General features: G+C 73.1%; 10 protein-coding genes. 8 read left to right on the plus strand and 2 right to left on the minus strand.

Features of this window, described 5'->3' with window-relative positions:
• Positions 1 to 316: 316 nt before the first annotated feature.
• A complete protein-coding gene (gene purN / locus AC07BF_RS15475) occupies positions 317 to 982 on the plus strand; it encodes a phosphoribosylglycinamide formyltransferase (RefSeq protein ID WP_063349026.1) in 666 nt (221 codons plus the stop codon).
• 69 nt (positions 983 to 1,051) lie between these two features.
• On the plus strand, positions 1,052 to 2,629 hold the full coding sequence (gene purH / locus AC07BF_RS15480; protein ID WP_363580194.1) for a bifunctional phosphoribosylaminoimidazolecarboxamide formyltransferase/IMP cyclohydrolase: 1,578 nt from the start codon (positions 1,052 to 1,054) through the stop codon (positions 2,627 to 2,629).
• Between the two features lie 160 nt (positions 2,630 to 2,789).
• Here purH and AC07BF_RS15485 read toward each other — a convergent pair whose 3' ends face one another.
• Entirely contained in the window at positions 2,790 to 3,416 is a 627-nt protein-coding gene (locus AC07BF_RS15485) for a hypothetical protein (protein ID WP_363580196.1), read from the minus strand.
• A 628-nt stretch (positions 3,417 to 4,044) separates the two neighbouring features.
• Between AC07BF_RS15485 and AC07BF_RS15490 the strand changes: the two genes are divergently transcribed.
• The 6 genes from AC07BF_RS15490 to AC07BF_RS15515 all read left to right on the plus strand — a co-directional run bounded on the left by AC07BF_RS15490 (position 4,045) and on the right by AC07BF_RS15515 (position 9,629).
• Entirely contained in the window at positions 4,045 to 4,899 is an 855-nt protein-coding gene (locus AC07BF_RS15490; RefSeq protein ID WP_363580198.1) for a bifunctional methylenetetrahydrofolate dehydrogenase/methenyltetrahydrofolate cyclohydrolase, read from the plus strand.
• Between the two features lie 35 nt (positions 4,900 to 4,934).
• Positions 4,935 to 5,360: a DUF3017 domain-containing protein gene (locus tag AC07BF_RS15495; protein ID WP_063349030.1), complete on the plus strand. Its 426-nt coding sequence runs from the start codon at positions 4,935 to 4,937 to the stop codon at positions 5,358 to 5,360.
• Between the two features lie 204 nt (positions 5,361 to 5,564).
• Positions 5,565 to 6,557, plus strand: a complete 993-nt coding sequence (locus AC07BF_RS15500) for a malate dehydrogenase (RefSeq protein ID WP_350877220.1) — start codon at positions 5,565 to 5,567, stop codon at positions 6,555 to 6,557.
• A gap of 124 nt (positions 6,558 to 6,681) precedes the next feature.
• On the plus strand, positions 6,682 to 8,007 hold the full coding sequence (locus tag AC07BF_RS15505) for a hemolysin family protein (protein WP_363580202.1): 1,326 nt from the start codon (positions 6,682 to 6,684) through the stop codon (positions 8,005 to 8,007).
• 30 nt (positions 8,008 to 8,037) lie between these two features.
• A complete protein-coding gene (gene trpS, locus AC07BF_RS15510; protein WP_363580204.1) occupies positions 8,038 to 9,078 on the plus strand; it encodes a tryptophan--tRNA ligase in 1,041 nt (346 codons plus the stop codon).
• A gap of 62 nt (positions 9,079 to 9,140) precedes the next feature.
• A complete protein-coding gene (locus AC07BF_RS15515) occupies positions 9,141 to 9,629 on the plus strand; it encodes a 2'-5' RNA ligase family protein (protein WP_347878545.1) in 489 nt (162 codons plus the stop codon).
• A gap of 1 nt (position 9,630) precedes the next feature.
• On the opposite strand, the gene AC07BF_RS15520 is transcribed toward AC07BF_RS15515, so the two are convergent.
• Positions 9,631 to 12,141: a CDP-glycerol glycerophosphotransferase family protein gene (locus AC07BF_RS15520; protein WP_363580206.1), complete on the minus strand. Its 2,511-nt coding sequence runs from the start codon at positions 12,139 to 12,141 to the stop codon at positions 9,631 to 9,633.
• Positions 12,142 to 12,466: the final 325 nt, after the last annotated feature.

Consider the following 12,466-nt stretch of genomic DNA (forward strand, 5'->3'; position numbering starts at 1 on the left):
TCCCGCAGCCGTTCGCCGGTCCTCCGGCGGCCTGCCCGCTGCGCGGGTGCCGGGCGGGCCCGTGCCCGGGGCAACTCCGCCGCGCGGGACGGAGGAGATCCCCGTCTCAACTACGCGCGTAGCGCCGCCAGGAGGGTGCGGAGGCCGTCCGACCAGCCGTTATCGTGGTGACGGTCAGCAGCTCGCAGAGGTTCCCGGGTGCCCGCGTCGCGGTGGGTTCTCCTGGTGTTCCCCCTCGCTCGACCTGCCGTTCGTAGTGGCCCCACCACCGGTGGACGTACCAGCGGGCGGCGCCCGACCTACGGAGAATCGCGCAGTGGCCGCCGCCCCCGCTCAGCTCTTCCCGCCCCGTACGCCCGGACCGGCCCGCCTGGTGGTGCTCGTCTCCGGTTCCGGCACCAATCTGCAGGCGCTGCTCGACGCCGCCGCCGATCCGGCGTACGGCGCCGAGATCCTCGCCGTGGGTGCGGACCGCGACGGCATCGCGGGCCTGGAGCGGGCCGAGAAGGCGGGCCTGCCGGTCTTCGTCCACCGGGTGAAGGACTTCGCCGACCGGGCCGACTGGGACCGCGCGCTGACCGCCGCCGTCGCCGCCCACGAGCCGGACCTGGTGGTCACGGCCGGTTTCATGAAGATCCTCGGGCCCGAGTTCATCGCGGCCTTCGCCGGGCGGATCGTCAACACCCATCCCGCGCTGCTGCCCTCCTTCCCCGGCGCCCACGGCGTCACCGACGCGCTCGCGTACGGGGTGAGGGTCACCGGTTGCACCGTCCACCTGGTCGACGCCGGGGTGGACACCGGGCCGATCATCGCGCAGGGCGTCGTCGAGGTCGTCGACGCCGACCACGCCGATGGCGGCGAAGCGCTGCACGAGCGCATCAAGACTGTCGAGCGCAAGCTGCTCGTCGACGTCGTGGGCCGGCTGGCCCGCGAGGGCCACCGCATCGAGGACCGAAAGGTATGGATTCCGGCACATGAGTGAGCGGAGCGAGCGAATCATCGAGAATGGTGCCTGGCGCGCAGCGCCCGCCGAGCGCAGTGAGGTGGGAGCATGAGTGCCAGCTCCACCACGCCCCCCGTTTCGGAGAACATCCGTCCGATCCGTCGCGCGCTGATCAGCGTGTACGACAAGACCGGTCTGGAGGAGCTGGCCCAGGGCCTGCACGCCGCCGGGGTCGCGATCGTCTCCACCGGCTCCACCGCCGGCCGGATCGCCGCCGCCGGCGTCCCGGTGACCGAGGTCTCCGAGCTGACCGGCTTCCCGGAGTGCCTGGACGGGCGCGTGAAGACGCTGCACCCCCGCGTGCACGCCGGCGTGCTCGCCGACCTGCGGCTGGAGTCGCACCGCGCGCAGCTGGCCGAGCTGGGCGTCGAGCCCTTCGACCTGGTCGTGGTGAACCTCTACCCGTTCAAGGCCACCGTCGCCTCGGGCGCCACCCCGGACGAGTGCGTCGAGCAGATCGACATCGGCGGCCCGAGCATGGTCCGCGCCGCGGCCAAGAACCACCCGTCGGTGGCCGTGGTGGTCGACCCGGCCCGTTACGACGACGTGCTGCGCGCCGTCCAGGAGGGCGGCTTCGACCTGGCCACCCGCAAGCGCCTGGCCGGTGCGGCGTTCGCGCACACCGCCGCGTACGACGTCGCGGTCGCCTCCTGGTTCGAGGCCGGCTACGCGCCGAGCGACGAGCGGTTCCCGGAGTTCCTGGGCGCCACCTGGGAGCGGCAGAACGTGCTGCGCTACGGCGAGAACCCGCACCAGGGCGCCGCGCTGTACAGCGACGGCAGCGGCGGCCTGGCCGGCGCGGAGCAGCTGCACGGCAAGGAGATGTCGTACAACAACTACGTCGACACCGACGCCGCCCGCCGCGCCGCGTACGACCACGCCGAGCCGGCCGTCGCGATCATCAAGCACGCCAACCCGTGCGGCATCGCGACCGGCGCGGACGTCGCCGAGGCGCACCGCAAGGCGCACGAGTGCGACCCGGTCTCGGCGTACGGCGGCGTGATCGCGGTCAACCGCCCGGTCACCGTCGAGCTGGCCGAGCAGATCGCCCCGATCTTCACCGAGGTCGTGGTGGCCCCCGGCTACGAGGACGGCGCCGTCGAGGTGCTGGCCCGGAAGAAGAACCTGCGGGTGCTGCTGGCCCCCGAGGCGCCGGCCAACCGCCAGGAGCTGCGCCCGGTCTCCGGCGGCGTGCTGCTCCAGGACGCCGACCGGGTGCAGGCCGAGGGCGACGACCCGGCGAACTGGCGGCTGGCCACCGGCGAGGCGCTGTCCGAGGCCGAGCTGGCCGAGCTGGCCTTCGCCTGGCGGGCCTGTCGGGCCGTCAAGTCCAACGCGATCCTGCTGGCCAAGGGCGGCGCCTCGGTGGGCGTCGGCATGGGCCAGGTCAACCGGGTCGACTCCTGCAAGCTCGCGGTCGAGCGGGCCGGGGAGCGGGCCAAGGGCGCGTACGCGGCCTCGGACGCGTTCTTCCCGTTCGCGGACGGCCCGGCCATCCTGATCGCGGCCGGCGTCAAGGCGATCGTCCAGCCGGGCGGTTCGATCCGGGACGAGGAGGTCGTCGCGGCGGCCGCCGAGGCCGGGGTGACGATGTACTTCACCGGTGCCCGACACTTCTTCCACTGATCGCGTTCCACCGCTCGCCCGGCGCACCGCCCGGGTGACGGCATGACAGAGCGGCCCGGCTCCTCCGGAAGGGGAGCCGGGCCGCTCGTCGTCCGATCGGCTCGGACGGGGCCGGTCGGTAGTGCGGCCGGTCAGCGACCCGGCCGGCCAGCGCAGCCGGTCAGTAGCGCGGCCGGGCGAACCAGGCGACGCCGTCCTTGACGCTCATCCCGACGATCATCGTGATCGAGACCGCGAGCCACATCAGCGTGAAGACGATGCCGACCGGGTTGGCGTTGTTGGCGAACGAGCCGGCCAGCCCCAGCAGGCCGAGCAGCGCGCCGAACGAGCCGTACACCAGGGTGGTGATGCGGACCGCGGGCCCGCCCTTGCCGAACTTCACGCCCAGCGTGATGGAGAAGGCCGCGAACAGCGCGCACACGATGCCGACGACCACCAGCACGCCGGCCGCCGCGTTGCCGAAGCCGTTGAACGGGTCGCTCCCGTCGATCTCCTGGGCCCGGTTGGTGACCTCCTTGGCCGCCGCGGCGGCTATCAGGTAGATGCCCCCGCCGATGATCTGCACGGCGCCGATGATGAACAGCAGCACCCGGGTGGTGACCACCAGGCCCGGCATGTTCTGCGGGACGGCCGGCGGGTAGCCGTAGCCCGGTCCGCCGTAGCCCGGCGCGGGCGGCGGGTAGCCGTACCCGGCCGGCGGGGCCTGCTGGGGGTAGCCGTAGCCGGGAGCCTGCGGGGGCTGGCCGTACGGGTTGTTCGGGTTGTTCGGGTCGGGCGGGTAACTCATCGATGCCTCCGGGCAGTTGCGGGGACGTGGGGACGGGACGGAGGGCCCGGTTCCGGTTGGCGAGTCGGGTCGCCGGTGGAACGGGACGCTAACGGAGGGGAGTGACAGCCCGGAGCGGAGCCGGGCGCGGCCGGCTCAGACGCGCGGTGAGAGCGCTGAGAATGGTGAGAACGGTGAGAGCGGAGTCGTCGACGGGCCCGCTGCGGGCAGGACTGCGCCGCAGTGGTCGGGCGGCTCGGTCTGAAGTGGTCGGCTCACGTGCTCTTTCCCCCGGGTACGCCCCCGCCGGGTGTCCGTCGGCCCGTCACCGGGCCGGGTCGCGGCAGGGAATGCCCGCATATCGTCAACCGGACGGCGGGGCCGTGTCCAGCCGGTTCCGCGCGCCGGACCGAGACTGTGGCGCAACCGCAACGTGGTCCAGGCCTTCCGTACCCGTCCGACCGGAAGCCGGAGGTGGGGCCCGCCTCCGGCTCCCGCCCGCCGAGCGCCCGCCGAGCGCCCATCGAGCGCCCATCGAGCGCCCATCGAGCGCCCATCGAGCGCGCGCCGAGCGGACGGCGGGAGGACGGCGGGAGCTCGAAGACGGGCCCTGGTACGGCGGCTTGCCCCGATCCGGGAGAATGGGGTCATGACTGCCCAGATTCTCGATGGCAAGGCCACCGCCGCCGCGATCAAGTCCGAACTCGCCGCCCGCGTGGCGGTCCTCAAGGCGAAGGGCGTCACGCCCGGCCTCGGCACCGTCCTGGTCGGCGACGACCCGGGCAGCCGCTGGTACGTCAACGGGAAGCACAAGGACTGCGCCGAGGTCGGCATCGCCTCGATCCAGCGCGAGCTGCCCGCCACCGCCACCCAGGAGGACGTCGAGAACGTCGTCCGCGAGCTCAACGCCGACCCCTCCTGCACCGGCTACATCGTCCAGCTGCCGCTGCCCAAGGGCCTGGACCAGAACCCGGTCCTGGAGCTGATGGACCCGGACAAGGACGCCGACGGCCTGCACCCGACCTCGCTCGGCCGGCTCGCCCTGGGCATCGAGGGGCCGCTGCCGTGCACCCCGCTGGGCATCGTCGAGCTGCTGCGCCGGCACGACGTCGAGATCGACGGCGCCGAGGTGGTCGTGATCGGCCGCGGCGTCACCGTCGGCCGCTCGATCGGCCTGCTGCTGACCCGCCGCAGCGAGAACGCCACCGTGACCCTGTGCCACACCGGCACCCGGGACCTCGGCTACCACCTGCGCAAGGCCGACATCATCGTGGCCGCCGCGGGCGTGCCGCACCTGGTCAAGCCGGAGGACGTCAAGCCGGGCGCGGCGGTGCTGGACGTGGGCGTCAGCCGCAGCGAGGGCAAGATCGTCGGCGACGTGCACCCGGGCGTGGCCGAGGTGGCCGCCTGGATCTCCCCGAACCCCGGCGGCGTGGGCCCGATGACCCGCGCGATGCTGCTCAACAACATCGTCGTGGCGGCCGAGCGCCGCGCCGGCGTCTGACCCCGCGACCGACACCACCACGAGGGACGGCGAGCATGACGGAACCGCGACCGGCGCGGACCCCGCGCAGGCCGGTCAAGACCACCGGCACCCTGCCGCCCGAGGGCGCGGCCGCAGCCCTCGGGCGCGACCACACCCTGCCGGTCCGGCAGTGGCCGATAACGCTGGTCCTGCTGGTGGTCGGGGCCGGCCTCGCGGTCACCTGGTTCGCCGACTTCAAGGACGGCTTCAAGTACGGGCTGCTGATCCTCGGCTGCGGGGTGCTGCTCGGGGCCGTCCTGCGGCTGGTGCTGCCCGAGGTCGGGATGCTGGCGGTGCGCAGCCGCTTCACCGACGTGATCGTGCTGACCTTCCTGGGAGCGTCGATCGTGCTGCTGACCCTGGTGGCGCAGCCGAACCCGTGGCTGGAGATCCCGCTGCTCGACAACATCGGCAAGTTGATCGGCCGGCCCAAGCACTGACGCCGGGGCGACCGTGACGGCCCCCGCCCTGCGAGCCAGGGCGGGGGCCGCCGTCCGTTGTGACGCATCAGCCAGGCCCGCACCCGCGGCGTACGCTTCCCTTTGCGATAACCTGACGCCGGTCTCTCGATGTCGAGAGATCATCCTCGGCTCCAGCGCGCCGGTGTGCCTGGGGCACCTGGCGATCTGCTGGAGAAGGTAGAAATGACCCGCACCCCCGTCAACGTCACCATCACCGGAGCGGCCGGCCAGATCGGCTACGCGCTGCTCTTCCGCATCGCCTCGGGCCACCTGCTCGGTGCCGACGTCCCGGTGAACCTGCGCCTCCTGGAGATTCCGCAGGGCCTCAAGGCCGCCGAGGGCACCGCCATGGAGCTCGTCGACTGCGCGTTCCCGCTGCTGCGTGACATCACGATCACCGACAACCCGAACGAGGCCTTCGACGGCGCCAACGTCGCGCTGCTGGTCGGCGCCCGTCCGCGCACCGCCGGCATGGAGCGCGGCGACCTGCTGCAGGCCAACGGCGGCATCTTCGGCCCGCAGGGCAAGGCGATCAACGACCACGCCGCGGACGACATCAAGGTCCTGGTCGTCGGCAACCCGGCCAACACCAACGCCCTGATCGCCCAGCGCAACGCCCCGGACGTCCCGGCCGAGCGCTTCACCGCGATGACCCGCCTGGACCACAACCGCGCGGTCGGCCAGCTCTCCATCAAGACCGGTGCGCCCGTCTCCGACATCAAGCGCGTCACCATCTGGGGCAACCACTCCGCCACCCAGTACCCGGACGTCTTCCAGGCCGAGATCGCCGGCAAGCCGGCCTTCGAGGCCATCGGCAGCGACCAGGCCTGGCTGGACGAGACCTTCATCCCGACCGTCGCCAAGCGCGGCGCGGCCATCATCGAGGCCCGTGGCGCCTCCTCGGCCGCCTCGGCCGCCAACGCCGCCATCGACCACGTGTACACCTGGGTCAACGGCACCGCCGAGGGCGACTGGACCTCCATGGGCGTCGTCTCGGACGGCTCCTACGGCGTCCCGCAGGGCCTGATCTCCTCCTTCCCGGTCACCACCAAGGCCGGCAAGTTCGAGATCGTCCAGGGCCTGGAGATCTCCGACTTCTCGCGCGCCCGCATCGACGCCTCGGTCAAGGAGCTGACCGAGGAGCGCGACGCGGTCCAGGAGCTGGGCCTCATCTGAGCCCCGCGGCACCGCTTTCCCGACGGCCCGCCGTCTCCTTCCCGGAGGCGGCGGGCCGTCGTGTGACCGGCCGTCGCTCGTTCTTCCACTCCCCGGGCGCCGGCCGGTCTTACACTGACCCGCTGTGAACGAAACCCTCGGGGACGCCCTGCTCGTCCTCGTCTTCATCCTGCTGGGCGGGCTGTTCAACGTCGCCGAGATCTCGCTGATCTCGCTGCGCGAGGGCCAGATCCGGACGCTGGAGGCGCTCGGCACCCGGCGGTCCGCCCGGGCCGCGCACCTGGCCGCCGACCCCAACCGCTTCCTGGCCGCCGTCCAGGTCGGCGTGACCTGCATGGGCTTCCTGTCCGCCGCCTTCGGCGCGGACACCCTGGCCGGCAAGGTCGCGCCGCTGTTCGTCCGGGCCGGGCTCACCGAGGGCGTCGCCGACGCGGTCGCCCTGGTCGGCCTCACCCTGGTGATCAGCTACGTCTCGCTGGTTCTCGGCGAACTCACCCCCAAGCGGATCGGCCTGCAGCGGGCCGAGTCGATCGCGGTGATCGCGGCCCCGGTGGTGGACGTGATGTCGGTGGCGCTGCGCCCGGTGATCTGGCTGCTCGGCCACTCCACCAACCTGATGGTCCGCCTGCTGGGCGGCGACCCGGCCGCCGGCCGTGGCTCGATGAGCTCCGAGGAGCTGCGCGGCCTGGTCGCCGCCAACACCGAACTCGGCAGCGACGAACGGGCGTTGATCGCGGACGTGTTCTCCGCCGGGGAGCGGCAGCTGCGCGAGGTGATGGTCCCGCGCACCGAGGTGACCTTCCTGGACGCCGAGCGCCCGCTGGCCGCCGTCCGGCACCAGGCGGACACCTCGCCGCACTCGCGCTACCCGGTGGTCGAGGGCAGCGCCGACGCCGTGGTCGGCTTCGTGCACGTCCGCGACCTGTACGGCGCGCGCGGCGAGCAGGCCGCCAAGGTCCGCGACCTGGCCCGCCCGGTGAAGCTGCTGCCCGGCACCAAGCGGGTGCTGGAGGCGATGGGCGAGATGCGCCGCGAGGGCCACCACCTGGCCATCGTGGTGGACGAGTACGGCGGCACCGCCGGGATCGTCACCCTGGAGGACCTGGTCGAGGAGGTGATCGGCGAGATCCGGGACGAGTACGACCGGCCGGAGACCGCCGCCACCCGCCGGCTGGTCGGCGGCGGCATGGAGCTGGACGGCCTGCTCAACCTCGGCGACTTCACCGAGGAGACCGGCGCCACCCTGCCCGAGGGCCCGTACGAGACGGTGGCGGGCTGTCTGGTCGCCTCGCTCGGCCGGCTGCCCCGGGACGGCGACCAGGTGCGCGTCCCGGTCGAGGGCGGTGGCGGGGTGCTGCTGACGGTGGCCAAGCTGGAGGGCCGGCGGATCGCCCGGGTGAGGGTGAGTGCGGTCACACTGGCGGAACCTCCTGGGGCGGACGTTTCCTGAGCGCCCGGTGGAACTGGAACAATGGCCCGCATGGTCAACGCAGCGGTCACTGGTCCGGTCAAGGACCGTCCCCGGGTTCTCTCCGGCATCCAGCCCACCTCCGGCTCGTTCCACCTCGGCAACTACCTGGGCGCGGTGCGCCAGTGGGTGGACCTGCAGAAGGAGAACGACGCCTTCTACATGGTCGTCGACCTGCACGCGATCACCGTCTCGCAGGACCCGAAGGAACTGCGCGAGAACACCCGGGTCTCCGCCGCCCAGCTGCTCGGCGCCGGCCTGGACCCGGAGCACTGCACCCTGTTCGTCCAGTCGCACGTGCCCGAGCACGCGCAGCTCGCCTGGGTGATGAACTGCCTCACCGGCTTCGGCGAGGCCTCCCGGATGACCCAGTTCAAGGACAAGTCCGTCCGACACGGCGCGGACAGCACCACGGTCGGCCTGTTCACCTACCCGGTGCTGATGGTCGCGGACGTCCTGCTCTACCAGGCGGACGCCGTCCCGGTCGGCGAGGACCAGCGCCAGCACCTGGAGCTCACCCGCGACCTCGCCGACCGCTTCAACACCCGCTACGGCCAGACCTTCACGGTGCCGAAGCCGTACATCCTCAAGGAGACGGCGAAGATCCAGGACCTCCAGGACCCGGGCGCCAAGATGAGCAAGTCCGCCTCCTCGGACAAGGGCCTGGTCAACCTGCTGGACGAGGCGAAGGTCAGCGCCAAGAAGTTCAAGAGCGCCGTCACCGACACCGGCACCGTCGTCTCCTACGACGAGGACGGCAAGCCCGGCGTCTCCAACCTGCTGCGCATCCACTCCGCGCTCAGCGGCCAGTCGATCGACCAGCTGGTCGCGCACTTCGAGGGCAAGATGTACGGCGCCCTGAAGACCGAGCTGGCCGAGCTGTTCACCGAGTGGGTCACCCCCTTCCAGGAGCGCACCCGCTCCTTCCTGGACGACCCGGCCGAGCTGGACCGGGTGCTGGCGATCGGCGCCGAGAAGGCCCGCGAGGTGGCCGCGCAGACGCTGGAGACGGTGTACGACCGGGTCGGCTTCCTCCCGGCCGCCAAGCGGTGACTCCCCTCACACGCCTGCCCGATGGTGACGGTCTCCCCGAGGCCGTCACCATCGGCGTGTCCGTGAGCGTTCCGGATCCGTACGGTGCGCAGATCCAGGACGCCCGGGCCGGGCACGGCGATCCGCTGGCCCGGTCGATACCGACGCACGTCACCCTGCTGCCGCCGACCGAGGTGCCGGCCGAGGCGCTGCCGAAGATCGAGGAGCACCTGGCGGCGGTGGCGGCCGCGCACCGGCCGTTCCGGATGCTGCTGCGTGGCGCCGGCACCTTCCGCCCGGTCTCCCCGGTGGTGTTCGTCCGGGTCGAGGAGGGCGCGCAGGAGTGCCGGCTGCTGGAGGCGGACGTCCGCTCCGGCCCGCTGGCCCGCGAGCTGGCGTTCCCGTACCACCCGCACGTGACGGTCGCGCACGGCCTGCCGGATGACGCGCTGGACCAGGCGTACGCGCAGGCGCGCGGCTTCCGGGCGGCCTTCCCGGTGCCGGGCTTCGGCCTCTCCCGCTTCGACGCGGACGAGGTCTGGCGGCCCTGGCGGAGCTACCTTTTCTCCTGAACTACGGGACTGACCTTCCGAGTTCGAGCATCCGGTCGACCACCCGGCGGGACGCGCCGCCGTCGTCCAGGACGCAGTGCTCGGCCCGGAAGCGCCGGTGGCGCTCCGCGTACCCGGGCGGCAGGTCCGCGCCGGAGTCGGCGAGTTCGCGCAGCGCGCCGAGCAGTCCGGCCGAGGTGGGGACGAGCGGGCCGGGGGCCTGCGGCTCGAAGTCGAAGTAGAAGCCGCGCAGGGTGTCGCGGTAGTGCTCCAGGTCGTAGGTGAAGAAGAGCACCGGGCGGCCCGTGACGGCGAAGTCGAACATGATCGACGAGTAGTCGGTCACCAGGACGTCCGCGACCAGCAGCAGCTCCTGCGGGTCGGGGTAGTCCCCGCAGTCGTACAGGAAGCCGTCCCCGGCGCCCGGCAGCGGCTCGCGGACGTGCGCGTGCGGGCGGATCAGCAGCACGTGGTCCCGGCCGAGCAGGCGCCGGGCGTGGTCGAGGTCCAGCCGCAGGCCGAGCCGGAAGCCGTCGCCGTCACCGCGCTGCTGGTCCTCGCGCCAGGTCGGCGCGTACAGCACGATCCGCTTGCCGTCCGGGATGCCGAGCCGGCGGCGGACGGCCGCGGCGGCGGCCTCGTCGGGGCGGGCGAGCACGTCGTTGCGCGGGTAGCCGGCCTCCAGGATCTCGCCGTCGTAGCGGAACGCGCGGCGCAGGATCGGGGTGGCGAACGGGCTGGGGGAGAGCAGCAGGCTCCACTGCGGGGTCTCCCGGTCGAGCGCCTCCAGGTAGCCGTGGTCGGCCAGCCAGGGGTTGTCGACGTCGTGGGCGATCCGCTTCAGCAGCGAGCCGTGCCAGGTCTGGAGCACCACCTGGCCGGGGCGGCGCTCCAGGAAGTCCGGGAAGTGCGTGTTGCCGACCAGGTACCGGCAGGTGGCCAGCGCGCGGTACCACTCCGGGCTCCAGATCCGGACGGCCCGGACCCCGGGCGGCAGTTCGGCCTGGGCGTCGTCGACCACCCAGAGGTGTTCCAACGGCGCTCCGCGGCGGGCCAGTTCGGCGTGCACCGCGCGCGGGGAGTCGGCGTAGCCGCGGCCGCCGAACACGTCGTACAGCACGGCCTCGCGCAGCGGTTCGCGGCGGGCGGCGGGGTAGTGGACGGCGCGCTGGCGGCTCTGCGTCCAGGCGCTGCGCTCGGTGGGGGTGAGCACCGGGGTGGAGTCCACCAGCAGGGTGTCGTGCCAGCGGCGCTGGAGCAGGATCCGCTTGCCGCCGGCCGTGGTGGCGGCGGGCAGCGCGGGCAGGGCGGCCGGTGCGGCGAGCAGCGGGCGGCTCGGGCCGGGCCGCCCGGCGGGCGTCAGCGCGGCCTCCCAGATGCCCTTGCGCAGGGGCAGCGCGGTGCCGTCGGCGCCGGTGCGGGTGGCGGGCAGCAGGACCTTGAAGCGGCCGTCCTGGTCGGCCTCGACGGGGGAGCGGACCTCGCTCGCGGTGCCGGTGTGCCGCAGGACGAGTTCCAGCCGGTCCGCGGCGCGGTCCGGGCAGCGGCCGGTGAGTTCGAAGCCGCCGGCCCGGACGGCGATCCGCTCGACCAGGCCGGCCGCGGGCTGGACGCACACCTGGAGCCGGCCGTCGGCGAGGTGCTTGAGGTAGAGGGCGCGGTCCGGGGTGTCGGGCAGTCGGTGCTGGCCGGCCACCGGGCCGCCGCGCTCGTCCGGGCAGAGCTGCTCGGTGCTGCCGTCGGGGTGCAGGAACTCGGTGTCCCAGTGCTCCAGTTCGCCGCTGCCGCGGCCGTCGGCGGTGAACGGCCGGTACGGCAGGTGGACGGCGAAGGTGTTGCCGGTGCGGGCGACCGGCCGTTCGATCACGGCGTCGCTCTGCCGGTGGCGCAGCCGCAGCACGGTGCCGGACGGGCAGGTGTCCGCGCTGCCGCGCAGGTCGAGGCCGTCGGCGGTGGGGGTGGCGTGGGTGAGCCGGACACTCGGGCGTTCGAGCCGCAGGTGGAGCCGGCCGTCGGTGAAGTGCGGCTGGAGACGGACGTCGTGGTCCACCCAGTGGGCGGGCGGGTACTCGCCGGAGCCGCACCAGTGCGGGGCGAGGGCGCCGTACCGGCGGCGCAGCCGGGTGGGGCGCGGGCGGGTGAACAGGGTGGTCTCGATCTGCCAGTCGCCGAGCAGCCAGTCGGTGCCGTGGCGCAGCCGGCCGGGCTCGATCAGGGCGGTGAAGCCGGACCAGTCGTGGTTGAACTCGGGCTGGGCGCTGTCGTCGGTGACCTCGGGCAGCCGGCGGGGCCGGGAGCGCAGGTGGACGGGCGGCCTGCTCCCGTCGGCGTGGCGCAGGGTCAGCCAGGTCCAGGCGGAGCCGGGGCGGCCGGTGTCGAGGTCGTCCGGGCGGGCGAAGCCGGTGAGCTCCAGGCCGCGGCCGGTCCAGCGGGCGCGCAGCAGGCCGAAGGTGACGTCCTCGTCGGCGGCGGGCTGGTCGGTGCTCACGCGGGGGTCGGCGTGCGGAAGGACGAACCGTGTGAGCGCAGGCATGGCAGGGGTCCTTCGGGACGGGGGCCGGGCCATGGGCGGTGGACCGGGGCCGCCGGACCGATGCCGAGAGGAAACCGGGGCCGAATTCATATCCCATACCGGGACGCCGTCCGGGGTCAACAGTGTGGACCAGAGAATTTCCCGTGAAATTCACCGATAAAACACTAGTTCGAGTGCAATGCGCAGGCAAAGGCTGGGGATATTGTCAGGGAATTCCCAGGAAAACGCGGAGGGGGGGGGGGGGGGGGGGGGGGGGGGGGGGGGGGGGGGGGGGGGGGGGGGGGGGGGGGGGGGGAGGGGGGGGGGGGGGTGGGGTTTGGTGGTG

The sequence above is a fragment of the Kitasatospora sp. NPDC043950 genome (genome assembly GCF_056435345.1).

Coding starts and splice junctions, on each gene's coding strand:
- purH (WP_363580194.1), top strand. CDS start 1,052: ATGAGTGCCAGCTCCACCACGCCCCCCGTTTCGGAGAACATCCGTCCG.
- AC07BF_RS15485 (WP_363580196.1), bottom strand. CDS start 3,416: ATGAGTTACCCGCCCGACCCGAACAACCCGAACAACCCGTACGGCCAG.
- AC07BF_RS15490 (WP_363580198.1), top strand. CDS start 4,045: ATGACTGCCCAGATTCTCGATGGCAAGGCCACCGCCGCCGCGATCAAG.
- AC07BF_RS15495 (WP_063349030.1), top strand. CDS start 4,935: ATGACGGAACCGCGACCGGCGCGGACCCCGCGCAGGCCGGTCAAGACC.
- AC07BF_RS15500 (WP_350877220.1), top strand. CDS start 5,565: ATGACCCGCACCCCCGTCAACGTCACCATCACCGGAGCGGCCGGCCAG.
- trpS (WP_363580204.1), top strand. CDS start 8,038: ATGGTCAACGCAGCGGTCACTGGTCCGGTCAAGGACCGTCCCCGGGTT.
- AC07BF_RS15520 (WP_363580206.1), bottom strand. CDS start 12,141: ATGCCTGCGCTCACACGGTTCGTCCTTCCGCACGCCGACCCCCGCGTG.